Source organism: Mesorhizobium sp. M0207 (assembly GCF_040321995.1).
In the GTDB taxonomy this organism is placed as follows: Bacteria; Pseudomonadota; Alphaproteobacteria; order Rhizobiales; family Rhizobiaceae; genus Mesorhizobium.
In genome coordinates this window covers 224,101-248,882 of record NZ_JAMYSQ010000002.1, presented here as the reverse complement: position 1 = coordinate 248,882, position 24,782 = coordinate 224,101, and the positions used below count along the sequence as shown (strand labels likewise).

19 protein-coding genes and 1 tRNA gene are annotated in these 24,782 nt (G+C 63.5%); 6 read left to right on the top strand and 14 right to left on the bottom strand.

Annotated features, from left to right (window positions below; translation table 11 throughout):
* Positions 1–3 precede the first annotated feature (3 nt).
* The 9 genes from NKJ15_RS04930 to NKJ15_RS04890 form a co-directional block, all read right to left on the bottom strand.
* Positions 4–1,119 carry an ABC transporter ATP-binding protein gene (locus NKJ15_RS04930; RefSeq protein WP_023675366.1) on the bottom strand — a complete coding sequence of 372 codons (1,116 nt, stop codon included), beginning with the start codon at positions 1,117–1,119 and terminating at the stop codon, positions 4–6.
* Between the two features lie 4 nt (positions 1,120–1,123).
* A complete protein-coding gene (locus NKJ15_RS04925; protein WP_023675367.1) occupies positions 1,124–2,068 on the bottom strand; it encodes a carbohydrate ABC transporter permease in 945 nt (314 codons plus the stop codon).
* Positions 2,065–3,024 carry a carbohydrate ABC transporter permease gene (locus NKJ15_RS04920; protein WP_352814382.1) on the bottom strand — a complete coding sequence of 320 codons (960 nt, stop codon included), beginning with the start codon at positions 3,022–3,024 and terminating at the stop codon, positions 2,065–2,067. Before NKJ15_RS04920 ends, NKJ15_RS04925 begins: the two co-directional genes overlap by 4 nt.
* A 144-nt stretch (positions 3,025–3,168) precedes the next feature.
* Entirely contained in the window at positions 3,169–4,422 is a 1,254-nt protein-coding gene (locus NKJ15_RS04915) for an ABC transporter substrate-binding protein (protein ID WP_031194023.1), read from the bottom strand.
* Between the two features lie 59 nt (positions 4,423–4,481).
* Positions 4,482–5,993, bottom strand: a complete 1,512-nt coding sequence (locus NKJ15_RS04910; RefSeq protein ID WP_352814380.1) for an aldehyde dehydrogenase family protein — start codon at positions 5,991–5,993, stop codon at positions 4,482–4,484.
* Between the two features lie 14 nt (positions 5,994–6,007).
* A complete protein-coding gene (locus NKJ15_RS04905) occupies positions 6,008–6,784 on the bottom strand; it encodes an enoyl-CoA hydratase/isomerase family protein (protein ID WP_352814378.1) in 777 nt (258 codons plus the stop codon).
* Positions 6,777–8,378 (bottom strand): acyl CoA:acetate/3-ketoacid CoA transferase, encoded by a 1,602-nt coding sequence (locus NKJ15_RS04900; RefSeq protein ID WP_352814376.1) that lies wholly within the window; start codon positions 8,376–8,378, stop codon positions 6,777–6,779. Before NKJ15_RS04900 ends, NKJ15_RS04905 begins: the two co-directional genes overlap by 8 nt.
* Positions 8,375–9,391, bottom strand: coding sequence for a Gfo/Idh/MocA family protein (locus NKJ15_RS04895; RefSeq protein ID WP_352814374.1), 1,017 nt, complete (start codon positions 9,389–9,391; stop codon positions 8,375–8,377). Before NKJ15_RS04895 ends, NKJ15_RS04900 begins: the two co-directional genes overlap by 4 nt.
* Positions 9,388–10,443: a LacI family DNA-binding transcriptional regulator gene (locus NKJ15_RS04890; RefSeq protein WP_352814372.1), complete on the bottom strand. Its 1,056-nt coding sequence runs from the start codon at positions 10,441–10,443 to the stop codon at positions 9,388–9,390. Before NKJ15_RS04890 ends, NKJ15_RS04895 begins: the two co-directional genes overlap by 4 nt.
* Before the next feature lie 241 nt (positions 10,444–10,684).
* Here NKJ15_RS04890 and NKJ15_RS04885 point away from each other — a divergent pair, with 241 nt between their 5' ends.
* Positions 10,685–11,839 carry a dihydrodipicolinate synthase family protein gene (locus NKJ15_RS04885; RefSeq protein ID WP_352814370.1) on the top strand — a complete coding sequence of 385 codons (1,155 nt, stop codon included), beginning with the start codon at positions 10,685–10,687 and terminating at the stop codon, positions 11,837–11,839.
* A 161-nt stretch (positions 11,840–12,000) separates the two neighbouring features.
* The gene (fcl, locus tag NKJ15_RS04880; protein ID WP_352814368.1) at positions 12,001–12,963 is read left to right on the top strand and encodes a GDP-L-fucose synthase; all 963 of its coding nucleotides are present in this window, start codon (positions 12,001–12,003) and stop codon (positions 12,961–12,963) included.
* 66 nt (positions 12,964–13,029) lie between these two features.
* Here the strand turns inward: fcl and NKJ15_RS04875 are convergent.
* Together NKJ15_RS04875 and cpdR are read right to left on the bottom strand one after the other, a co-directional pair.
* Positions 13,030–13,104: transfer RNA gene (locus tag NKJ15_RS04875), tRNA-Val, on the bottom strand.
* Positions 13,105–13,208: 104 nt separating this feature from the next.
* Positions 13,209–13,571 (bottom strand): cell cycle two-component system response regulator CpdR, encoded by a 363-nt coding sequence (gene cpdR, locus NKJ15_RS04870; RefSeq protein ID WP_006199474.1) that lies wholly within the window; start codon positions 13,569–13,571, stop codon positions 13,209–13,211.
* A 153-nt stretch (positions 13,572–13,724) separates the two neighbouring features.
* Between cpdR and NKJ15_RS04865 the strand changes: the two genes are divergently transcribed.
* Together NKJ15_RS04865 and hisN are read left to right on the top strand one after the other, a co-directional pair.
* On the top strand, positions 13,725–14,666 hold the full coding sequence (locus NKJ15_RS04865; protein ID WP_352814366.1) for an N-formylglutamate amidohydrolase: 942 nt from the start codon (positions 13,725–13,727) through the stop codon (positions 14,664–14,666).
* Positions 14,667–14,994: 328 nt separating this feature from the next.
* Positions 14,995–15,768, top strand: coding sequence for a histidinol-phosphatase (hisN, locus tag NKJ15_RS04860; protein ID WP_352814364.1), 774 nt, complete (start codon positions 14,995–14,997; stop codon positions 15,766–15,768).
* A 145-nt stretch (positions 15,769–15,913) separates the two neighbouring features.
* Here hisN and NKJ15_RS04855 read toward each other — a convergent pair whose 3' ends face one another.
* Together NKJ15_RS04855 and NKJ15_RS04850 are read right to left on the bottom strand one after the other, a co-directional pair.
* Entirely contained in the window at positions 15,914–16,372 is a 459-nt protein-coding gene (locus NKJ15_RS04855; RefSeq protein ID WP_352682506.1) for a styrene oxide isomerase, read from the bottom strand.
* 138 nt (positions 16,373–16,510) lie between these two features.
* Positions 16,511–17,485 (bottom strand): alpha/beta fold hydrolase, encoded by a 975-nt coding sequence (locus tag NKJ15_RS04850; RefSeq protein WP_352814362.1) that lies wholly within the window; start codon positions 17,483–17,485, stop codon positions 16,511–16,513.
* A gap of 476 nt (positions 17,486–17,961) precedes the next feature.
* Here NKJ15_RS04850 and NKJ15_RS04845 point away from each other — a divergent pair, with 476 nt between their 5' ends.
* Complete coding sequence (locus NKJ15_RS04845; protein ID WP_023675381.1) at positions 17,962–18,426, top strand: Hsp20 family protein; 465 nt, start codon at positions 17,962–17,964, stop codon at positions 18,424–18,426.
* A gap of 90 nt (positions 18,427–18,516) precedes the next feature.
* Here the strand turns inward: NKJ15_RS04845 and NKJ15_RS04840 are convergent, their stop codons facing one another.
* Complete coding sequence (locus tag NKJ15_RS04840; RefSeq protein ID WP_352612903.1) at positions 18,517–19,569, bottom strand: threonine aldolase family protein; 1,053 nt, start codon at positions 19,567–19,569, stop codon at positions 18,517–18,519.
* A 473-nt stretch (positions 19,570–20,042) separates the two neighbouring features.
* Between NKJ15_RS04840 and gltB the strand changes: the two genes are divergently transcribed.
* Positions 20,043–24,773: a glutamate synthase large subunit gene (gene gltB, locus NKJ15_RS04835; RefSeq protein WP_352814360.1), complete on the top strand. Its 4,731-nt coding sequence runs from the start codon at positions 20,043–20,045 to the stop codon at positions 24,771–24,773.
* The last annotated feature ends 9 nt before the right edge of the window (positions 24,774–24,782 follow it).

Genomic DNA, 24,782 nt, shown 5'->3' with positions numbered 1-24,782 from the left:
CCGTTAGACGATGCGTTTCTCGGTCGCCGGATCGAAGAACACCGCCTTGGTCAGGTTGAAGGCGAGCGGCGTGACCGTGCCGGGCTGGATTTTGGCATCGGCGCGCAGCCGCGCCACCACCGCCTTGCCGCCGAGATTGGTGACCGCGAACGTATCCGAGCCGGCCGGCTCGATGACCTCGATGTGACAGTCGGCGCGGGCGATGTTCGAGGCGTTGCGTTCGGCACCCTCGGGATCGGTCAGTGCTTCCGGGCGGACGCCGAAGATGATCGGTTTTCCCTGGAATGCCGACAGGCCGGCCGGCGCATTGCCCAGCGGCAGCGAGATCGGCTGGCGCGCCTCGCGCTCCATGACGACGGAGAAGCCGCTGCCGTTGCTGCCGATCGTCGCCGGGATCAGGTTCATCGCCGGCGAGCCCATGAAGTCGGCAACAAACAGGTTGACCGGATTGTTATAGATTTCGGCTGGCGTGCCGAACTGCTGCACCTCGCCGTCGCGCATCACCGCGATCTTGGTGGCCAGCGTCATCGCCTCGATCTGGTCGTGGGTGACGTAGACGATGGTAGTGCCGGTGGTGGCGTGCAGGCGCTTGATCTCGATGCGCATGTCGACACGCAGCTTGGCATCGAGATTGGACAAAGGCTCGTCGAACAGGAACAGCTTTGGATCGCGCACCAGCGCCCGGCCCATGGCGACGCGCTGGCGCTGGCCGCCGGAGAGCTGGCTTGGCTTGCGCTTCAGCAAATGGCCGATCTGCAGGACCTTCGCCACCTTGTCGATCGCCTTCTGGCGCTCGCCGGCCGGCACGCCGCGCATCTCCATGCCGAAGGCGATATTGCCGGCAACCGTCATGTTCGGATAGAGCGCGTAGCTCTGGAAGACCATGGCGATGTCGCGCTTGGAGGGGTGGAGATCGTTGATCGTGCGTCCGTCGACGCGGATTTCCCCTTCGGTGATGGTTTCCAGGCCGGCAATAGTGTTGAGCAGCGTGGACTTGCCGCAACCGGAAGGCCCGACCAGCACGAGGAAGCCGCCCTTTTCCAGGTCGAGGTCGATGCCTTTCAGGATCTCGACCGCTCCGAAACGCTTCTTCAGCCCGTCAATTTCCAGAAAAGCCATTCGATTATCCTTTGACGGCGCCGGCCATCAGGCCGCGCACGAAATAGCGGCCGGCGAGCACGTATACGAGGAGCGTCGGCAGCGCGGCGATCATCGCCGCCGCCATGTTGACGTTGTATTCGACGACGCCGGTCGAGGTGTTGACGACATTGTTCAGCGCCACCGTCATCGGCATCACGTCGCCTGAGCCGGCATAGGCGGAAGCGAAGAGGAAGTCGTTCCAGATGTTGGTGAACTGGTAGATCACCGTCACCACGATGATCGGCAGCGAGTTGGGCAGCATGATGCGCCGGAAGATCTGGAAGAAGCTGGCGCCGTCGATCTGCGCCGCCTTCACCAGCTCGTTCGGAAACGCTTCGTAATAATTGCGGAAGAACAGGGTAGTGAAGCCGATGCCGTAGACGACGTGAACGAACACCAGGTTCACGGTCGGATTGCCGAAGCCGAAGGTGAGGCCGGTCGCGTTCTGCAGCTTGACGCCGAACCGGCCGAGGCTGCCGAGGATCGTTGCCATCGGCAAGAGGACGGACTGGAACGGAATGAAGCAGGCAAACAGCATCAGCCCGAACACCAGCGTCGCCCCGCGAAAGCGCCACTTCGTCAGCACATAGCCGTTGAGCGCGCCGAGCAGGGTCGAGATGATGACGGCCGGAACCACCATCTTGATCGAGTTCCAGAAATAACCCTTCATGCCGACGCAGGTGAGACCCGAGCAAACCTCGCTCCACGCCCTTATCCAAGGTGCGAAGGTCGGCTCCTGCGGCAGCGCCAGCATGTTGCCGTTCTGGATTTCGTCCATGGTCTTGAACGAGGTCACCAGCATGACGAACAGCGGCATCAGATAGAACAGCGCGAACAGCGCCAGCAGCCCGTAGATGACAATACGGTTGACCGTCCTGGCGCTGATACCGCCAGTGCTCTGGCGAGCAGGAGTGGCCACGGCGCTCATCGCGGCTTCTCCCGAAGCTCGGAATAGAGATAGGGAACGATGATCGCGGTGATGGTCATCAGCATGATCACGGCGCTGGCCGAGCCGACGGCCATCTCGTTGCGCTTGAAGGTGTACTCATACATGAAGTTGGACGGCAGCCAGGCCGAACCGCCCGGCCCGCCGCTGGTCAGCGCGACCACCAGATCGTAGGATTTGATGGCGAGATGCGCGAGGACGATCAAGGCGGACAGGAAGATCGGCCGCAGCAGCGGGATGACGATGCGACGGTAGAGCTGGAAGGTGGTGGCGCCGTCGATCTGCGCCGCCTTCAGGATCTCGCCGTCGATGCCGCGCAGGCCGGCCAGGAACATCGCCATGATGAAGCCCGACGCCTGCCAGACGCCGGCGATGACCACCGTGTAGATGACGAAATCCTTGTTCTTGATCCAGTCGAAATGGAAGCTCGTCCAGCCCCATTGGTGCAGCGTCTGCTCGAGGCCGAGGCCGGGGTCCAGAAACCATTTCCAGGCAACGCCGGTGACGATGAACGACAGTGCCATCGGGTAGAGGTAGATCGGCCGCAGCATACCTTCGCCGCGGATCTTCTGGTCGAGCAGGATTGCCAGGAACAGGCCGAGCGCCAGGCAGATGGAAATATAGAGGAAGCCGAAAATCCCCATATTGGTGATCGACGTGTACCAGGAGGACGGCGGATCGCTTTCGAAAGTCCAGCGCCATAGCCGCTGATAGGCGCGTGGCCCGGTGACGGCATAGGAGGGAAAGGTCTTGGAATTGGTGAAGGACAGATAGATCGTCCACAGGATGAAGCCGTAGACGAAGACGATAGTGGCGGCGAAGCTCGGCGCCAGCACGAGCTTCGGCAGCGCGTCCTGAAGGCGCGAGCGCACCGTGGCGCCCGGACGGGCATCGTGCTCCGGCGTCAGCGTGATACTGGTTTCAGCAACTGTGCTCATCTGTCCATTCCGTATGGCGGGTCCGGAATTCTGCTGTCTCGGGCTCTGCGGCACGAAAGCGTGCCGGTCGGCCAGACCGCAAAACCTCGCCGCGGGGGATCTCCCCGGCTTGCGCCGGGGAGATCATTCACATGGGCGGGTGCCTTACTTGGCGTCTTCGATCGCGCTGACCAGTTGGGTCACGGCCTCGTCCGAGGTCTTGATCTGGCCGTGCACGAATTTCGAGACGACATCCTTGTAGGCGTTGGCAACCGCGGGAGGCGCGCCATAGCCCTGCGCCAGCGAACCGAACAGCGTGCCGCCTTCATTGGCGGCCTTCAGGTCGGCCATGCCCTTCTTGCCGCAAGCGTCGAAATCGGTGTCCGGCACGTCGGTGCGGGCCGGGACAGAGCCCTTGACGACGTTGAAGGCCGACTGGAAGCTCTTCGACAGCGTGGCGGTGGCCAGGGCGATCTGGGCGGCCTTGCGGTCCTCCGGAACGTTGAACATGCCGAACATGTCGGAGTTGTAGACGACGCTGCCGTCGGTGCCCGGGAAGCGGTAGCACAGGAAGTCGGTGCCCGGGACCTTCTTGGCGGCGTTGAATTCGCCCTTGGCCCAGTCACCCATCACCTGCACCAGCGCATCGCCCTTGATGACCATGGCGGTGGCGAGGTTCCAGTCCCGGCCCGAGAAGTTCGGGTCGACATAGGTGACGAGCTTGGCGAGATTGTCGAACGACTTCTTCATCGTGTCGGACTTCAGCGACTCCTCGTCGAGGTCGTTGAAGGCCTTCTTGTAGAACTCAGGCCCGCCGGTCGACAGCACGACTGAGTCGAACATTGTCGCTTCCTGCCAGTTCTGGCCGCCCAGCGCGAGCGGGATGACGCCCGCCGCCTTGGCTTTGTCCAGCAACGCAATGAAGTCGTCGAAGGTCTTGGGCTCGGTGCCGCCGATCTTGTCCATCACCGCCTTGTTGATCCATAGCCAGTTGACCGAGTGGACATTGACCGGAGCCGCGACCCACTTGCCGTCATAGACGGAGAATTTCTGCAGGGCCGCGGGAACGGACTTGTCCCAGCCTTCCTTTATCGCCGTCTCGGTCAGGTCGCCCATAACGCCGGCTGCGGCGTAATCGAGCACGGTATAGCCAAGCATCTGCGAGGCGGTCGGGTAGTTGCCCGCTGCCACCATCGCCTTCAGCGCGGTCATGGCGGCGTCGCCGCCGCCGCCGGCCACCGGCACGTCCTTCCAGGCAAAGCCTTCCTTGGCCAGATCCTGCTTGAGCACGTTCAGAGCGGCAGCTTCGCCGCCCGACGTCCACCAATGCAGCATCTGGACTTCCTTGACGTCCTCGGCATGGGCCGCGAACGCAACGCCCGATGCGAGAGCCGTCCCGATAAGCAGTTTGCGCAACATGTACTTCCTCCCTTGTTGAACTTACACGACCGGCGGATGCCCGCCGGGTTCTTCCCAACTCAGCCGACCCACCATCCGGTGCGCTGGCCGCGATGAAACTGGATTGTCTTTTCCTCGGTATAATCCTCGACGGCGCGCTTGCCGAGTTCGCGTCCGAGACCGGACTGCTTGTAGCCGCCGAAAGGCAGCTCGGGGTAACCCTCCATGAACGTGTTCACCCAAACGGTTCCCGAACGCACATTCCGCGCCACCGACATGCAGGTATCGATGCTGGCGCTCCACACGCCCGCCGACAGACCATAGGGCGTGTTGTTGGCGATGTGCAACGCCCTTTCAATCGATTCAAAAATCAGCACCGAGAGCACCGGACCGAACACTTCCTCGCGTGCAATGGCCATGTCTTCGGTGACATCGCGAACGATGGTCGGATCAAGATACTGGCCGGCGCTCGAAGCAAGCTGATTGCCGCCGCTACAGATCCGGCCGCCGCCGTTTTCCGCTGCCGTCACGTAGCCGGTGACCTTGGCCATATGGTCGGCGGAGATCATCGCGCCGACCTTGGTGCGGTCGTCGAGCGGGTCGCCGACAACCACCTTGGCGGTGAGGGCATTGACGGCGCCGAGGAACTCGTCGGCGATCGCCTCATGGACGATCAGCCGGCTGCCGGCATTGCAGCATTCGCCGGCATTGAAAAAGCCGCCGAACACCGCTGCGTCGGCGGCGGCCTCGAGGTCGGCATCGGGAAAGACGATCTGGCCGTTCTTGCCGCCGAGCTCCATCGCGACTTTCTTCAGCGAGTTGGCGGCAGACGCCATGGTCATCTTGCCGACGCGGGTGGAGCCGGTGAACGACACCATCTCGACCAGCGGATGGCTGACCATCGGTGCGCCGACATCGGCGCCCAACCCGGCAAGGATGTTGACGACGCCATCCGGCAGGCCGGCCTGCATCAGGATCTCGCCGAGCACAAAGGTCGAGGCCGAGGTCATCTCGCTCGGCTTGACCACCGCCGTGCAGCCGGCGGCGAGCGCGAAGGGCAGCTTCTGGCTGACGATAAGGAACGGGAAATTCCACGGCGTGATGATCGAGACGACGCCGATCGGTTCGCGCAACACGACGCCGAGCATGGCATCGCCGAGATTGGCGTAGCTTTCGCCGTGAAGCGTGCGGGCAAGTGCCGCGGCATAACGCCAGATATCGACGGCGCCGCCGATCTCGCCGCGCGCCTGCGCAATCGGCTTGCCGGATTCCAGTGCGTCGAGCCGGGCAATCTCGTCCAGCCGCGCCTCGATCAGGTCAGCAGCCTTGAGCAGGATCGCGGCGCGCTCGGCGGCCTTCATGCGCGGCCACGGGCCGGTCTCGAAGGCCCTGTGCGCGGCCTGTACCGCAGCCTCCACGTCCGCCGCGCCGGCTTGTGCATAGCGCGAGACGGTGAAGCCGTGGCCAGGGCTGCTGCGCTCCAGCGTGCGGCCGTCCTGGGCGTCGACGAACCTGCCGCCGATCAGCAGCCGGTAGCTTTTCGGCGCTGCGGCTGCCTCGGCGGGCATGGCGATGTTGAGAGGTGCGTTCATGTGAGTTTCAGGTCCTAAGATCTTGAGAACGCCGGTTTCTGCTTGGCCTTGAAAGCATCGACGCCGGTCCTGAGATCGCTTGTCAGCGCGATGAAGCCGCTGGCCAGCGCTTCGGTCGCGGCAGCACTCTCTTCGCCCTCCGCGATGGCAATCATCAGCTTGGCGGCTTCGGTCGCGAGCGGGCCGCGCTCGGCGATCTTGCCGGCCCAGGCCTTGGCTTCAGCGAACGCCTTACCGGTCTCGACCACCCGGTCGACAATCCCCAGAGCAAGAGCCTCGGTAGCCAGAAACACTTCGCCGCCGAGCGCCATCCGCCGCACTGCCTGCGCGCCGAAGCGGCGCACGGCGCGCTGGGTGCCGGACCAGCCGGGAACGACGCCGATCGAGGTTTCGGGGAACCCCAGCTTCACCTGTGTTTCCGCCACGCGGAAGTCTGCAGCGGCCGCCAGTTCCAGCCCGCCGCCCAGTGCATGGCCGGCAAGCACGGCGATGGTCGGCTGCCGCAGCCGCGCCAGCCGGTCGAAGACCCGGTGACCGTAGCGCACCCATTGCACCTGGAAATCGACAGCGCTCATTTCTGCCCAAGCCTCGACGTCGCCACCGGCGCAAAAGCCCTTGCCTTCGCCGCAGATCAGCACGACGCGGACGCCGGTTGCTGTCTCGGCCTCGTCGAGTGCTTCTTCGAGCGCCCGCAGCATCGGGATGTCGAGCGCGTTGAATTTCTCCGGCCGGCGCAGCGTGACAATGCCGATGGCGCCGTCGGTTTCAAAGGTGACCAGACGCTCAGCCATGTGCGCCTCCAAGCGATGCGCCGCCATTGAGCGACAGGCCGATCGGCCGGTCCCGGTAGAGCGCATCCGGTGTGATTTTCAGCTCGTTGGCGACGGCGAGCGGGATCTCGGCCTGCGCCAGCACATCGCGCTCCAAGTCTACACCTGGCGCCAGCTCGGTCACCATCAGCCCTGCCGGCGTCAGCTTCATCACGCAGCGCTCGGTGACATAGGTGATGTCCTGTCCCTGGGCGACGGCACGCTTGCCCGAGAAGGAGATATGCTCGACCTCGCCGACGACTTTCTTGACCTTGCCCTCCTGGTCGATGCGAATGCCGCCACCGGCAAGCGACAGCTTGGCGCCGGCATTGAAGAAACCGGAAAAGACGATCTTCTTCGCCCGCGCGGTGATGTCGACGAAGCCGCCGGCGCCGGCGGTGACGTGCGGCCGCGCCGAAAGCTTCGAGACATTGACGGAGCCGTGGCGGTCGATCTGCAGGAAGGACAGCAGCGAGGCGTCGAAGCCGCCGGCCTGGAAATAGATGAACTGGTGCGGCGAGGGCATGAAGGCGTCGGCGTTCGACGAGCAGCCGAACTTGAAGTCGAGCAGCGGCACGCCGCCGACCGCCCCCTGTTCGATGACCCAGGTGACCTTGCCGTGCTGGCCTTCCTCGATAAGGATGCGCGGCACATTGGCCGAGATGCCGAAGCCGATATTGACCGCCATGCCGTCGGCAAGCTCCATGGCGACGCGGCGCGCAATGACCTTCTGGACGTTCATCTCGGCGTTGCGAAAGCTCGACAGCGGCCGGAAGATCTCGCCGGAGATGGCCGGATCGTAGGGCGTCAGCGTCGTCTGCAACTGGTCGGGCGCCACCACGATATGGTCGACCAGCACGCCGGGCACGCGCACATCGTGCGGCTTCAGCGTGCCGTTCTCGACGACGCGCTTGACCTGCGCGATGACGATGCCGCCATTGTTGCGGGCGGCCAGCGCCTGTTCGAGGCCGCCGAGATAGGCACCCTCATGCTCATAGGTAAGGTTGCCGCGCTCGTCCGCCGTGGTGGCGCGGATGATCGCGACCTGCGGTACGATCGAGCGGAAATAGAGCCATTCCTCGCCGTCGAACTGCTGCACCGAAACGATCGGCTCGCTGGCGGCAGTATTCATGGCGCAACCCTGATGGCGCGGGTCGGCAAAGGTGTCGAGCCCGACCTTGGTCAGCACGCCGGGGCGCTTGGCGGCGGCCTCACGATGCATGTCGAACAGGATGCCGGACGGCACGTTGTAGGCGGCGACCGTATTGTCGCCGATCATCTTCCAGATCTGCGGCGGTTCCGACGATGAAGGCCCGGACGGATAGGAGCCGCACAAAGTGCGCTTCAACAGGCCGGGCTTGGCTACATGGTCGATGCCCTTGATGCCGTACATGTCACCGGCGGCGATCGGGTGCAGCGTCGTGATGTCCTTGGGATGGCCGTCGGCGTCGAAGCGCTCGCCGATAGCGGCAAGCACCGCATCCGGGCAGCCGAGGCCGCTCGACGACGACACGGAAACGACCACGCCATCCCTAATCAGGCCGGCAGCCTCAGCCGCGGAAACGAGCTTGCTCACGCTGCGCTCCCGAGCTTCGGGTCGATGGCAACGGCCTTGCCGGACCTGGCCGACTGCAATGCCGCTTCGGCTGATGTCAGCGACCAGACGCCGTCCTCGCCGGTGGCGGAAGGCTGGCCCTCGCCGCGGATCGCCGCGTGGTATTGGCGCAGCGAACGGGCATAGAGGTCTTCGCGGTCGAAGCTCAATTCCTCCTCACCCTGTGCCGTGCGAAGCAACACCGAGCCGAGCGGCTTCTGCGTCATCACATCCTTGGCGATCAGCGAGCCTTCGCTGCCATGCACCTCGAAGCCGGTGCCGGCGAATTTGGTGGTGAAGCCCTCATGCGATTGGGCAATGATCCCCGATCCGAAGCGCCAGAGGCACATGGCGCCGTCTTCCAGCCCGCCGGCGGCCATGCCGGCCGACTGCGTGAATGCCGAGATCTCGACGGGATCGTCGCCGAGCACGAAGCGCAGCGTGTCGGCATCGTGGACGGTGATGTCGAGCACCACGCCGCCGCCGGCGTCCGGCCTGGTGATGCGCCAGCCCTGCAGGTTTTCCGGCAGATAGACGGAGTGGAACACGCGCGCGGCGACCGGCCTGCCGATGCGGCCGGCAGCGATCGCTTCGCGCATCGCCCGATGCGAGCCGGCATTGCGCAGATGGTGATTGGTGCCGAGCACGACGCCGGCGGCGCTGGCCGCCGCGACCATCTTGCGCGCGTCGGCGCTGGTCAGCGCCAGTGGTTTTTCGCACAGCACATGCTTTCCCGCCTCGATCGCGGCGAGTGCCTGTTCGAGATGCAATTCGTTGGTGGTCGAGATGTAGACGGCGTCGATGTCGGAGCCGAGCAATTCATCAATCGTCGCGACCGCCGCCGGAATGCGGTTTTCCAGAGCATAGGCGGTAGCCCGCTCCGGGCTGGAGCTCATCACCGCGGCGATCTCGCCGTCCGGCTGCGCGCGGATGGCGCCGATCATGAACTGTCTTGCGATCGTGCTGGCGCCGATCAGCCCCCAACTGACGGTCATGCCGCGTCTCCCATTCCTGCGCAGCCATGCTCCTTGCGATCGGGGCCGCAGCTTTCCCTGACCACGAGGTTGACGGCGCCGATATGATCCTCGGCGCGCGTCGTACGCGACTGGATCATCTTCAACACGACATGGGCGGCGCGCTCGCCGAGGCCGGCGGTGTTCACCGCGACGCTGGTCAGCGCCGGCATATAGTGCTCGGCCTCGGCGACGTCGTCGAAGCCGACGACGGCAAAGTCCGCGCCGGGTTCCAGGCCGCGCTTGCGCAGCGCCAGCAAGACGCCGAAGGCGACCGCATCGTTGAAGCAAAGGGCCGCGGTCGGCGGCGCGGCCATGGCAAGTGCGGTTTCCAGGCAGGCAATACCGCCCTTGCGGCTGGTTTCGCCCTCGAAGACCAGCCTGTCGGCCGGATCGATGCCGAGCGCTTCACAGGCCTCGCGAAAGCCGCCCAGGCGCTCGTGATAGACGACAAGGTCGGACGAGCCGCCGAAGAAGGCCAGCCGGCGGTGGCCCTTGCCGATCAGATGGGCGGTGGCAAGATAGGCGCCGCGATGATTGTCGGGCGTGATCACCGGGATGCGGCTTTCGGGAAGCCGGCGCATGACGAAGACGACCGGAACGCCTGCGGTCTCAAGGCGGCGGAACGCGCCAGGCGTGGTGCCGCGCGCCGGCGACACGACGAGCCCGGCGACACCCTGCTCCATCAACGATTTCAGAACCTCTTCCTGGCGCACCGGGTTTTCGGCCGTATTGGCGATGAAAGGCACAACGCCGGCCGACTGGAAGACGCGCTCCATGCCGACCGCGAGCTCGGCGAAAAACGGATTGGTGAGATCGTTGATGACCATGCCGATGACGTTGGAATGGGCCTTGCGCAGATTGGCGGCGCCGCGGTTGTAGACATAGCCGACGTCCTCGATCGCCTTGCGCACCTTGAGCGCGGTTTCGGGCCGGATCAGCCCGCTGCCTTGCAGCACCAGCGATACCGTCGATTTGGACACGCCCGCCTCACGGGCGATGTCGAGTATCGTAGCCTTGGCCCGGCTGGCCATCCAGATCTGTCCTCCCGGTGGTTTCTTGTGCGATTTTATTGGAACGATCTAATCTCTGCGGCGCATTTGAGTCAATCGCGTTTTTGCGAAGCCGGGAAAAATGCGGCTCGGCGGCGCAATCCTCCGGCAAGCAGGGCTTTCGGCTACTGCGATGCAGCAATTTTCGCCGCACGAGGCAGGGGTAAAATATCTTGATTTGTTGGAACGTTCCATTTAATAGGCATTGGTAAGGGAGAGAGCCATGGACATCACCTTGCCCGGGGAAGGCGCCGGCCGTGTCCGCTACCGGCTTGTCGGCCAGCCGGTGCAGCCTGTGGCCGGCGCTCGCTTCTCGCGCATCGCCTACGCCGCCGCCCATGTCGTTGCCGATCCCCTCGCCATGACCGATCCGTGGTCGAGGCCCGCGGTCGACTGGGACAAGACGATGGCGTTTCGCCGTCACCTCTGGCGGCTTGGCTTCCGTGTCGCCGAAGCGATGGACACCTCTCAGCGCGGCATGGGTTTCGACTGGGCGAATGCCAAAGAATTGATCCGCCGCTCGATCGCCGAGGCGCACAGCGTCGAAGGCGCCGATCTTGCGTCGGGCGCCGGCACCGACCATCTGGCGCCGGGGGGCGCCAGCAGGCTAGACGATGTCATCGCGGCCTATGAAGAACAGCTCGGCTTCATCGAAGGGCTTGGCGGCAAGGCGATCGTGATGGCCAGCCGGGCGCTGGCGGCGGTCGCCAAAGGCCCCGACGACTATATCGGCGTCTACGACCGCATCCTGTCCCAGGTCTCCGGCAAGGTCATCCTGCACTGGCTGGGCGACATGTTCGACCCGGCGCTGAAAGGCTACTGGGGCAGCAGCGACTTCGAAACTGCGCTGGAGACGCTGGTCGCGATCATCGAACGCCATGCCGGCAAGGTCGAAGGCATAAAGATATCGCTGCTCGATGCCGGCAAGGAGATTGCGCTCAGGGATCGGCTGCCCGAGGGCGTGCTGATGTTCACCGGCGACGATTTCAATTACCCCGAGCTGATCGCCGGCGACGGCGACAGACATTCGCACGCGCTGCTCGGCATTTTCGATGCCATCGCGCCGGTCGCCAATGCGGCGCTGGCAAAGCTGGCCGACGGCGACCGCGCGGGCTACGACGCGCTGATGGCCCCGACAGTGCCGCTGTCGCGCAAGATCTTCGAGGCGCCGACCGAATACTACAAGGCCGGAATCGTCTTCATGGCATGGCTGAACGGCCATCAGGAGCATTTTTCGATGGTCGGCGGCATGCAATCGGCGCGCGGCATCCGTCACTATGCCGACGTCTTTCGCCTTGCCGACCAGGCAGGGTTGCTGGCCGACCCCGGGCTTGCCATTGCCAGAATGACAAGCCTCTGCGCGGTAGCGGGCGTCTGATCGCGAGCGCTACAGCGTCCGATCCAAAGGTTGCTTCGGGTGGCTTTGCGATTGCCTTGTCTGGGCAAATCTGTATGCGGTATGCGTCCGGCAACAGAGAAGCCGATCCGGCGCTCCGCCGGCCAACTGGCATAGCTGCCGTTCTGCATTGGGGTAAGCTGATGACCTTCGACCTTCAGGGCAAGCGCGTTTTCGTGGCCGGACATCGCGGCATGGTCGGCTCGGCCATCCTGCGCCGATTGGCCGACGAGGATTGCGAGGTCCTGACCGCCTCGCGCGCCGAGATCGATCTTCTCGACCAGGCCGGCGTGCGGCGCTGGATGGCCGACCGCAAGCCGGATGCAGTGGTGATGGCGGCGGCCAAGGTTGGCGGTATCCTGGCCAACAACAGGCTTCCGGTCGATTTTCTGCAGGACAATCTCGTCATGCAGAACAATGTCATCGACAGCGCCTTCCGCAACGAGGTGCAGAAGCTGCTGTTTCTCGGTTCATCCTGCATCTATCCCAAATTCGCGGCGCAGCCGATCTCCGAGGACGCCTTGCTGACCGGGCCGCTCGAACCCACCAACGAATGGTATGCGATCGCCAAGATCGCCGGGCTGAAACTGTGCCAGGCCTATCGGCGCCAGTACGGCGTCGACTACATCTCGGCGATGCCGACCAATCTCTACGGTCCGGGCGACAATTTCGACCTCAATTCCAGCCATGTCGTGCCCGCTCTGATGCGCAAGGCGCACGAGGCCAGGCGCGCCGGCCGCAAGAGCCTGGAGGTGTGGGGATCGGGCACGCCGATGCGCGAATTCCTGCATGTCGACGACGCCGCCGACGCGCTGGTCTGGTTGCTGAAGAATTATTCGGGCGACAGCCACATCAATGTCGGCTCGGGGGAAGACATCACTATTGCCGATCTTGCCCGCACCATCGTGTCGGTCGCTGGCGCCGATGCCGCAATAACATTCGATGCGACGAAGCCGGACGGCACGCCGCGCAAGCTGATGGACGTGTCGCGTCTGTTCGCCACCGGCTGGCGCCCGCGCTACTCGCTGCGCAGCGGGTTGGAACAGACCTATGCCTGGTTTCTGGAGCACGTCGAGACCGGCGATCTGCGCCTCGGTGCGGCCTGAGGCCGGTATTGGCCGGGAACCTCAGTCGACGAAAAATACCGACGGCCAATTGAGGGATTATTTGGATGGTGGGCGTGACAGGGATTGAACCTGTGACCCCTGCAATGTCAATGCAGTGCTCTCCCGCTGAGCTACACGCCCATCCGAAGCCGCGCATACACCATTTTTGGTTCGGCACGTCAATAGCGGGAAAAGGGAAAGAACGCCTGGCTTGCGGCGTCGGTCAAGACGCGACAAAAAGCGCGTCAGGCGGCCTGCAGCATCTTTTCGACCTCGTTGACGAGGTCGCGCAGGTGGAACGGCTTCGATAGCACCTTGGCGTCTTTCGGCGCCTTGGAATCAGGGTTCAGCGCGACGGCGGCGAAGCCGGTGATGAACATCACCTTGAGGTCGGGATCGATCTCCGTGGCGCGTCGGGCGAGCTCGATGCCATCCATCTCGGGCATGACGATGTCGGTCAAAAGCAGCGAAAAAGGTTCCTCGCGCAGCCGCTCATAGGCGCTGGCGCCATTGTCGAAATCGCTGACCTGATAACCGGCGCGCTCCAGCGCCTTGACGAGGAACCGGCGCATGTCGTCGTCGTCTTCCGCCAGCAGAATGCGTGCCATGTTGTCCCGTCCGAATCACCCAACCGACAATGCCGTGCGGCAAGCCCGTTAACCATGCTGTATATGAGGAGGTGACGGTAAACATCAAGTGAACGTTGGCCGCACAATCCTGATTTGGCTGGCGCTTCGGCGGCTGGACATGCGGGCGGCGAGGTGGCACTTTCCCATCATGATGCATTTGTATTCCCGGGTTCGTTCAAATTGAAAACGGCAGCCGAGGATTTTTCGGTGGTTCCACCCTTCGAAATCCGATCGGGCGCCGAACAGCGCGTTCCCTTCCTCTTCAACTCGCCGCATAGCGGCCGCTACTATCCGGACCGGTTCATGGCTATGGCCAAGCTGGACCGCAATGCCATCCGCCGCTCCGAGGACTGCTATGTCGAGGAATTGTTCGGCGGCGCCGTCGCGCTCGGAGCGCCGATGCTGGCGGCAAACTTCCCGCGCGCCTATCTCGATGTCAACCGGGAGCCGTGGGAACTCGACCCGCGCATGTTCGCCGAACCGGTGCCGTCATTCTGCAACATCCGCTCGGCGCGGGTGGCCGGCGGGCTCGGCACCGTGCCCAAGCTGGTCGGCGAGGGGCTCGACATCTATTCCGGCCGCTTGCCGCTGGCGGAAGCTGTGGCGCGCATCGAAGCGGTCTACAAGCCCTATCACGAGACGCTGAAACGGCTTTTGACCAGAACCCATGCGCGCTTCGGCTACGCCGTGCTGATTGACTGCCACTCGATGCCGGCAAGCATAAGGGTCGGCGACAGCGGATTGCGGCCGGACTTCATCGTCGGCGACCGCTTTGGCATTTCCGCCGCGGCGGCGTTGACCGAGACGGCGATCGGCCTGCTCACCGGCATGGGCTACAGCGTCGCCCACAACAAGCCCTATGCCGGAGGCTTCATTACCGAGCACTATGGCCGCCCCGTGCGCCATCTGCATGCGCTGCAGATCGAGGTCAATCGCGGGCTCTACATGAATGAGCGGACGTTCCAGAGATCGGCTGGTTTCGACGCCCTGGCCGACGATCTGGCGCGGTTTTCGGCCGAACTGATGGCGATGCCCGATCACAATTTCATGGATTTGCCGCTGGCCGCCGAATAGCCGCGGAATCGCGGTACTCACCGCTCATGCGGCGGCGTAAAAAAAGACCGCATCGTTTGCACGACACGGTCGAAGTCTAGGGAGGAAACGCCCAAGGAGGGCATGGACAGGAACCCCTGTCCGAGAACAAACGTATTGTGCGCTGCACAAATGTCAAGGCGCGTTCCGGCTTTTTTAATTCACTGTGAAGTGGAAACTGCATTTCCATGACGACGGCGTTGCATTCGAGCAACAGTTGGCACCATGCGAAAGGCTCCGAACGCCCTTGTTTCGGCATAAATCCCTAGGCAAACGGGTATCTCCAAACATGCTGGAGCGGGAGAATCAGTTGGACATCAGCATCGAGTTCATGCGGCGCATTGCGCGTGCCGCCGCAGCGGAGACCTTGCCGCGCTTCCGCAGCCAGGGCGCGGTCACCAACAAGGAGCGCGGCAGCTTCGACCCGGTCACCGAGGCCGACCGCGAGGCCGAGCGCGCCATCCGGGCGCTGATATCAGCGCAATACCCCGATCACGGCATTCTCGGCGAGGAACATGGCAGCGAAAACATCTCCAGCCGGCATGTCTGGGTGATCGATCCGATCGATGGAACGCGCGCCTTCATTTCCGGCCTGCCGGTATGGGGCACGCTGGTCGGGCTGACGGTCGACGGCGATGCCGTCGCCGGCATGATGTCGCAGCCCTTCACCGGCGAGTTGTTCTACGCCAATGCCTCCGGCTCGCATTATGAAGGTCCCGGTGGCTCCCGAAAACTCGCTACGCGCAAGACGACGAATCTCGCCGAGGCGACGCTGTTCACCACCACGCCGGCGCTGTTCAAGGGAGACGCGCGCCTGCGCTACGACCTGTTCGAGCAACAGGTCCAGCTCGCCCGTTACGGCACCGACTGCTATGCCTTCGCGATGGTGGCGGCGGGCAGCGTCGATATCGTTGCCGATCCCGGATTGAAACCGTACGACATCGTCGCGCTGATCCCGATCATCGAGAAGGCAGGCGGCGTTGTCACCACCTTCGAAGGCGGGCCGGCGGAAAACGGCGGCGACATCCTGGCGGCGGCGACACCTGAGCTGCACGCAGCCGCGATGGCGGCGCTGCGCGGCTAAGCATCCGGTGCACCCACGCGTCTGTTTTGCGCAAATCCGACGGAAACCGCGGTACGGTCCTAAAGCAAATCGCGTCGCGTTTGAGTGAACTCATGTGACGCGCTTGTTTTATGCATGTTATCGCAAAACCGCTGCGCGACATGCATTAGCTGTCGGCAGGCCAAGCGTCCGAGAGACGCAGGCCCCACAAAATGAGCACGAAAGAGATGAGGCCGGTCGGCGCGGACGAATACGCCACACCTTTGATCACAGCTTCCTGAAAGGCACTTCCGTGGAAGGCTCCGGCCGCCAACGGCATAGTCTCGTTGCCGGCCGCCCAGGCGCTGGCGATCACGTAGGCGGCCAGGATCGCCAAAGCCGAATAGATCAGCAGCCAGAAAGCAATCCGCGACGTCGCCGCGCCGAGATTGAGCCTAGACCATGTGAGGCCTAGACCCAGCAAGAGAACGCCCTCCAGGGCGCTGAGCGTGTGCGCGGACAGTCCGAGCCGCGGTGCGGCGAGATACGGTATTGCAAACCCTTCGAATGACGAAAACAGCAGCAGCGCGACGCCAATCTGCAGTAGCCGATGCCCCTGACGTGACAGCGTATTCGATGCGTTCATGGTCGTTTTTCTCCCGGCGAATGGCCTCCATTCTCTTTGGCAGCAACCTAGCGCTCGATGCCTTAACGGGAATAAGGGGGCACGCTGCGTCGGACAAGCGACCCGTGCGGGCTTTGTTGGCGGGCGCCGGCGAAGCGGTCAAACAGCGTCGCCGGTTCCGGGGATGAAGGCATCGAATGCCGCAAGCAACTGCTCGCGATAGAGGTCGGCTTCCTGGAGAATCTCATGGCGGGCGCCGTCGATCATCACTAGCGAGCCGACGCGCAGACGTCTCGCATAGGCTTCGACTGCCCTGGTCGAGACGACCTGGTCGGCGCCGGCGGCGATAATCAGCAAGGGCACCTGGATCTTGGCCATGAAATCCGGGTCGCTGACGATCAAGGATGCCTCGGTGGCCGCCTTCAGCCAGCGGATCGTCGGTCCGCCGAGCGCCAGCTGCGGATAGGTTTCGTAGATCAGCGTGTTGCGCCGATAGCGTTCCGGGTCGCTGGTCAGCTTGTTTATGGCGAAGGGCACCGATTCCTTGGGCCGCGGCCCCCATGCGGCATAGAGCCGGCCAAGGCCGAGAAGGCAGAACAGCGAACAGAGGCGGCGGACGGTTTTTACCGAAACCGGCAGGTCCGGCACGGTGAAGAACGGTGCGATCAGCACCATGCGGCGCACGCGGTTCGCCATCGAGGGCGCGGCGAGCAGCGCAATCACCGCGCCGGCCGAGTGGGCCAGTATGTAGTAGGGTCCTCGGCAATCGGGCAGCACGATCTCCTCGAAGAACTGCTCCAGATCGCCGGTGTAATCGAAGAAGCTCCGGACGAAGCCGCGCTGTCGGTCGCCGATCAGCCGGTCGGAAGCGCCCTGTCCGCGCCAGTCGAGGGTTGCCACGCCAAAGCCCCGGTCGGCAAGGTTGCGAATGGTCTCGAAATACTTCTCGATGCACTCGTTGCGGCCGGTCAGGACGACGACGGTGCCCTTCATCGGGCGGGCAACCGCGGCAAACAGCCCATAGCGGATCTTCTTGCCGTCGCGCGTGGTGAAGAAGCCGCCGGCCGCGTTTTCCGGCAGCGGATTGCCCGGAGTTTCCTGGAAGAGAGGGGGCTGGTGGAGAAGATCGGTCATGCGGTTTTTGGTTGGTGTCGGTGCCGGTGTGGGCGCAAGTCAGGCATAAACGCCCATGCGCCAAAAGCAAAGGAATTCGGGACGCCGGGGAGGTCGACCGCCAGGCAGCGAACAAGTAAGGCCGGAAGCAGCCTTGGCGTGCTTCCGGCCTCTGTCGACCGGGAGGAAGGGACGTTACACCCGGTTCGGCCTCGTCGTGTCGCCTTTTCCGGCGACCTGTTCGTGATCTCGAGAACAGTTTTAGTGCCGCCCGGCTGAACGCTCGCCGAAGCCACGGTTCATCTGCCGTTCATCGGCATCGGGACGTGGGCCGGGGACCGGTCCCGTTCGGACGCGGGAAAATCTTGAAATGCCGTCGCCGGCTTCCCAAATTTGGCATGCGGTCGCCAATGTCGGGGCCGCTGGCCCATCCGGAACGCCGTCACGGGTTTCGCACCGGCCATACGCAACCTTGTTGCTCAACAGGAGAACACACTATGCGTCACGTTGATTTTTCCCCGCTCTACCGTTCGACCGTCGGTTTTGACCGGTTGTTCACCATGCTCGATTCGCTTGCGCAGCCGGAAGGCCAGACGTATCCGCCTTACAACATCGAGCGCACGGGCGAGGATGCCTATCGCATCTCGATGGCTGTGGCCGGCTTCTCGGAAGATGAGATTTCGATCGAAGCTCACCGCAATGTGCTGACCGTCAAGGGTGAGCGCAAGGAGGAAGGCAATGGCGAAGGCTCCGAACTGCTCTATCGCGGTATCGCCAGCCGAGCCTTCGAGCGCCGCTTCCAGCTTGCCGATCACGTCGAGGTTGTCGGCGCCGCGCTGAAGAACGGCCTGCTCTTCGTCGACCTCAAGCGCAACATCCCCGAAGAGCTGAAGCCGCGCAAGATCGCGATCACCTCGGCTCCGGCCAAGGCCAAGCAGATCGAGGCCAAGACTGCCGCCTAAGCCAGGCAGCTAAACTCCGGGACGCCAACTCCCCGGGAAGAAAGGGCGGTGCAGCAATGCGCCGCTCTTTTTGCTGGTGGGCAAGGCTTGCTATCCGGCGAGCAGGTAGCCGAAACGGTCGACCTCGTCGGGCGTGGTCGCGAAGCTGGTGACAAACCGATAGAGCGCTTCGTCTTCGCCAATGTAGCCGTCGTAGCCGAGCGGCCTGTGCCAGTCGTGGAAGGCCGCCCCTGCCGCTTGCATTCTTTCGGCCTCGGCCTTTTTCATGACTGCGAAGACCTCGTTCGCCTGCGGCAGCCAGGCCAGCCGGGCCGAAGGGGAATCTTCTATCGCCGCGGCAAGCCGTGCCGCCATCGCATTGGCGTGCCGTGCTGTGTCGAGCCACAGCCCACCCCTGAAATAAGCATCGAATTGCGCGGCGATGAAGCGCGATTTCGAGAACAGCTGGGCCGCGCGCTTACGCAAAAAGGCCAATTCCTTGGCTCGCTCGAGGTCGAACAGCACGATCGCCTCGGCGCACCAACAGCCATTCTTGGTGCCGCCGAAGGAGAGGATGTCAACGCCATGCTTCCAGGTCATTTCGGCCGGCGTCGTTTCCAGCGCGACGAGCGCATTGGCAAAGCGGGCCCCATCCATGTGCAGCGGCAGTCCATGCTGCTTTGCGATCGCCGAAATCCTGGCGATTTCGTTCAGTGTGTAGACGGTGCCGACTTCGGTCGACTGGGTGATCGAAACGGCAACCGGCCGCCCGGAATGGACGTTTTCGGGTGCGAAACGGTCCACCGCCCGTTCCAGATTGCCGGCATCGATCCTGCCGAGTGCGCCTTCGACTGTACAAAGCCGCGAACCGCCGGTGAAATATTCCGGTGCACCGCATTCGTCCTCGATGATGTGCGATTCGCGATGGCAGAAGGAAATGCCGCCTGGCTTGTTATAGGTAGTCAGCGACAGCGAATTGGCAGCGGTGCCGGTGGCGACGAAAAACACCGCGACTTCGCATTCGAAGATCTCATTGAAGCGCCGGTAAACTGCCTTGTCGAGGACGCCGTCGCCATAGGCGGTGGAGAAGCCGTCGGCATGGGCCGACAGGCCGGCAGCGATACGGGGATGGGCGCCTGCCCAATTGTCGGAAGCGAAAATCATGCGTCTGCCTATGCTGGGGAAATCGGTGCGAGCTTGGCCGCTTTCGCATGCCGGCCGCAAGGGGCAGATACCGAAAATCCGCTAAAGCCAGTGAAACGCATGAGCGTAGATGCAGCGACGGAAGGTTACGCTGACACGGCGTTCCGCGCAATTTTCTGTCGCGAAAGCTTCAAGAAATTTGTGAATCGGTCTTGTGTGCATCCAAAATTTCTGTCATAAAAATTTAGGACAGTAGTACTGTCTTATTTTGTCGCACAAAACTGGCCGCATTGGCATATGATTGCGCCTCTGCGGCCATTGCCGCGAGCGACAGCTAGACAGTCTGGCTCCGGCCTGTACGAATACCATATGCGAACCATGCGGAAAGCCGCACGGTCGGCAAGAATTTCGCAAGACGTGCCGCAGATTGAAAGGGGAGCCGCGCTTCCCGACGGAAACCAGCGCCCGAAGGGGACGGAACGGAGGACAGGACGATGACGGACATGACGCCATCTGCGACGAAGGCCGCGCAGACGACAGCGGCAGCCGTCAAAAATCCGTCCCTGACCAATATTGGGCGAACCAACACCGGCTATGCCGCGCACGGCCTCTATGATCCGCGCAACGAGCATGATGCCTGCGGCGTCGGCTTCATCGTCAACATGAAGGGCGTGAAGTCGCACCAGATCGTCGAGGACGGCCTTGCCGTGCTCGAAAACCTGACGCATCGCGGCGCGGTCGGCGCCGATCCGCTGATGGGTGACGGCGCCGGCGTGCTGGTGCAGCTGCCGGACCGCTTCTTCCGCGAGGAGATGGCCAAGCAAGGGGTCGAACTGCCGAAGCCCGGCCACTACGCCGTCGGCCAGGTGTTCATGCCGCGCGACCCGGAGCTGCAGGCGCATATCGAAGGCATCATCGCCGAGGTGGCGCAGCTCGAGGGCCAGCCGCTGCTCGGCTTTCGCGACGTGCCGGTCGACAATTCGTCGCTGTCGAAGGCGCCCGACATAGCCGCTTCCGAGCCGGTGCACCGGCAGGTGTTCCTGGGCCGCGGCGCCGAGATCGAGAACGACGACGACTACGAGCGGCGGCTCTACATCTTGCGCAAGGTCATTTCCGGTCGCATCCATGAGGAGACCAAAGGCGTCGATAACGGCTTCTATGTCGTCTCGATGTCGTCGCGGACCATCGTCTACAAGGGCATGTTCCTGGCCTATCAGGTCGGCGCCTACTACAAGGACCTCACCGACCCGCGTTTCGAGACGGCGCTGATCCTTGTCCACCAGCGCTTCTCGACCAACACGTTCCCGTCGTGGAAGCTGGCGCATCCCTACCGCATGGTCGCCCACAATGGCGAGATCAACACGCTGCGCGGCAACGTCAACTGGATGGCGGCGCGGCAGGCTTCGGTCGATTCCGAACTGTTCGGCAACGACATCTCGAAGCTGTGGCCGATCTCCTACGAAGGGCAGTCGGACACCGCCTGCTTCGACAATGCGCTCGAATTCCTGACGCAGGGCGGCTATTCGCTCGCCCACGCCATGATGATGCTGATCCCGGAAGCCTGGGCCGGCAACAAGCTGATGGGTCAGGACCGCAAGGCCTTCTACGAGTATCACGCAGCGCTGATGGAGCCGTGGGACGGGCCAGCGGCGGTTGCCTTCACCGACGGCCGCCAGATCGGTGCCACGCTCGACCGCAACGGGCTGCGGCCGGCGCGCTACATCGTCACCGATGACGACCGCGTCATCATGGCTTCGGAAGCCGGCGTGCTGCCAGTGCCGGAGGAAAGGATCGTCAAGAAGTGGCGGCTGCAGCCCGGCCGCATGCTGCTGATCGACCTGGACAAGGGCCGCATCGTTTCCGACGAGGAAATCAAGTCGGAGATCGCGACCAGGCATCCCTACAAGAGCTGGCTCGCCAACACACAGCTCATCCTCGAGGATCTGAACCCGGTCGAGCCGCGCGCCCTGCGCAGGGATGTCTCACTGCTCGACCGCCAGCAGGCGTTTGGCTACACCCAGGAGGACACCAAGCTGTTGATGTCGCCGATGGCGACCACCGGCCAGGAAGCCGTCGGCTCGATGGGTACCGACACGCCGATTTCGGCAATGTCGGACAGATCGAAGCTGCTCTACACCTATTTCAAGCAGAATTTCGCACAGGTCACCAATCCGCCGATCGACCCGATCCGCGAGGAGCTGGTGATGAGCCTGGTGTCCTTCATCGGGCCGCGGCCCAACATCTTCGATCTTGTCGGCAATTCGCGCCGCAAGCGGCTCGAAGTGCGCCAACCGATCCTGACGAATGGCGATCTGGAGAAGCTGCGCTCCGTCGGCCACACCGAAGACCGTTTCGACACCAAGACGATCGACATCACTTACGGTTCGAATGAAGGCGCGGCCGGCATGCAGGGCGCCATCGACCGGCTGTGCGAGCGCGCCGAGGCGGCGGTCGCCGGCGGCTACAACATCATCATCCTTTCGGACCGTCAGCTCGGCCCGGATCGCATTGCCATTCCGGCGCTGCTGGCAACGGCGGCCGTGCATCATCATTTGATCCGCAAGGGATTGCGCACCTCGGTTGGGCTCGTCGTGGAATCCGGCGAGCCGCGCGAGGTGCATCATTTCTGCTGTCTCGCCGGCTACGGCGCCGAGGCGATCAATCCCTATCTCGCTTTCGACACGCTGCTCGACATGCACAAGCGTGGCGAATTGCCAGCGGAGGTCGATGCCTACGAGGTCGTCTCCCGCTACATCAAGTCGATCGGCAAGGGCATCCTCAAGGTGATGTCCAAGATGGGCATCTCGACCTACCAGTCCTATTGCGGCGCGCAGATCTTCGACGCCATCGGGCTCAAGTCGGATTTCGTGCAGAAGTACTTCACCGGCACGGCGACGCTGATCGAAGGCGTCGGGCTGGACGAGATCGCCGCCGAAACCGTCAGCCGCCACACCGACGGCTTCGGCAACGACCCGGTGCTGCGCAACAGCCTCGAGGTCGGCGGCGAATACATGTTCCGCATGCGCGGCGAGGCCCATATCTGGTCGCCCGACGCAGTGGCGACCTTGCAGCACGCCGTGCGCCAAGGCTCGTGGGAGACGTTCAAGGACTATTCCGCCCAGATCGACAGCGAGACGGCGCAGGCGCAGACCATTCGCGGCCTGTTCAAGATCAAGCTTGCGCAAGAGACCGGGCGCAAGAAGGTCAAGCTCGACGAGGTGATGCCGGCGGCCGATATCGTCAAGCGCTTCTCGACCGGGGCGATGTCCTTCGGCTCGATCTCAAGGGAAGCGCACACGACGCTGGCGCGCGCCATGAACGCCATCGGCGGCAAGTCGAACACCGGCGAGGGCGGCGAAGAGGCCGATCGCTATCTGCCACTGCCGGGCGGCGGCAAGAACCCCGAACGCTCGGCGATCAAGCAGGTCGCCTCGGGACGCTTTGGCGTCACGGCGGAGTATCTTGTCAATTCCGACATGATGCAGATCAAGGTCGCGCAAGGGGCGAAGCCAGGCGAGGGCGGCCAGCTGCCGGGTCACAAGGTCGATGCGACCATAGCAAAGGTCAGGCACTCGACGCCGGGCGTCGGCCTGATCTCGCCGCCGCCGCATCACGACATCTATTCGATCGAGGATCTGGCGCAGCTCATCTACGACCTGAAGAACGTCAATCCGGCGGCCGACGTATCGGTCAAGCTGGTCTCGGAAGTCGGCGTCGGCACGGTTGCGGCCGGCGTCGCCAAGGCGCGTGCCGACCACATCACCATATCAGGCTATGACGGCGGCACCGGTGCCTCGCCGCTGACCTCGCTCAAGCATGCCGGCAGCCCGTGGGAGATGGGCCTTGCCGAGACGCACCAGACGCTGGTGCTCAACGGCCTCAGGTCGCGCGTCGCGCTGCAGGTCGATGGCGGCCTGCGCACCGGGCGTGACGTCATTATCGGCGCACTGCTCGGCGCCGACGAGTTCGGCTTTTCGACCGCGCCGTTGATCGCGGCCGGCTGCATCATGATGCGCAAGTGCCATCTCAACACCTGCCCCGTCGGCGTCGCGACACAGGACCCGGTGCTGCGCAAGCGCTTCAAGGGCACGCCCGAGCACGTCATCAACTTCTTCTTCTATGTGGCGGAAGAGGTGCGGGCGGTGCTTGCCGAGATGGGCTACACCCATCTCGACCAGATCATCGGCGACACCGACCTTCTGGAAAAGCGCGAGCTGATCCAGCACTGGAAGGCACGCGGGCTCGACTTCAGCAAGATGTTCTACAAGCCCGATGCGCCGCACGAGGCGGTGCACTGGACCGAGCGGCAGAAGCATCCGATCGACGACGTGCTCGACCGCAAGCTGATCGACCTCGCAAAGCCGGCGCTCGAAGCCAGGCAGCCGGTCAGTATCGAACTGCCGATCCGCAACGTCGACCGTTCGACCGGCGCCATGCTGTCGGGCGAGGTGGCAAAGCGCTTCAAGCACAAGGGCCTGCGCGAGGACACGATCTCGGTCAAGCTCACCGGCACGGCCGGCCAGTCCTTTGGCGCCTTCCTGGCGCGCGGTGTCTCGTTCGAACTGGTGGGCGCCGCCAACGACTATGTCGGCAAGGGCCTGTCGGGTGGCCGCATCGTCATCCGCCCGCCGGAGAACACGAAAATCGTTGCTGCCGAGTCCATTATTGTCGGCAATACCGTGCTCTACGGCGCAACCGAGGGCGAGGCCTATTTCTGCGGCGTTGCCGGCGAGCGTTTTGCCGTGCGCAATTCGGGTGTCGCCGCCGTCGTTGAAGGCGTCGGCGACCATGGTTGCGAATACATGACTGGCGGTATCGTCGTCGTCATCGGCCAGACCGGCCGCAACTTCGCCGCCGGCATGTCGGGCGGCGTCGCCTATGTGCTCGACGAGGCGGGTGATTTCGCCGAACGCTGCAACATGGCGATGGTCGAGCTGGAGCCGGTTCCGGAAGAGGACGACCTGATGGAAAAGCTGCTCCACCATGGCGGCGATCTCGACCATAAGGGCCGTGTCGACGTATCCGGCGATATGACCAGCCATGACGAGGAGCGGCTCTACCAGCTGATCTCCAACCACGTCCACTACACCGGCTCGGTACGAGGTCGCGAAATCCTCGACGACTGGGCGACTTTCCGGCCGAAATTCCGGAAGATCATGCCGGTCGAATACCGCCGCGCGCTGATCGAGATGGAGCGGATGCGCATGAACGTGGCGGCGGAATAGATTTGGAAA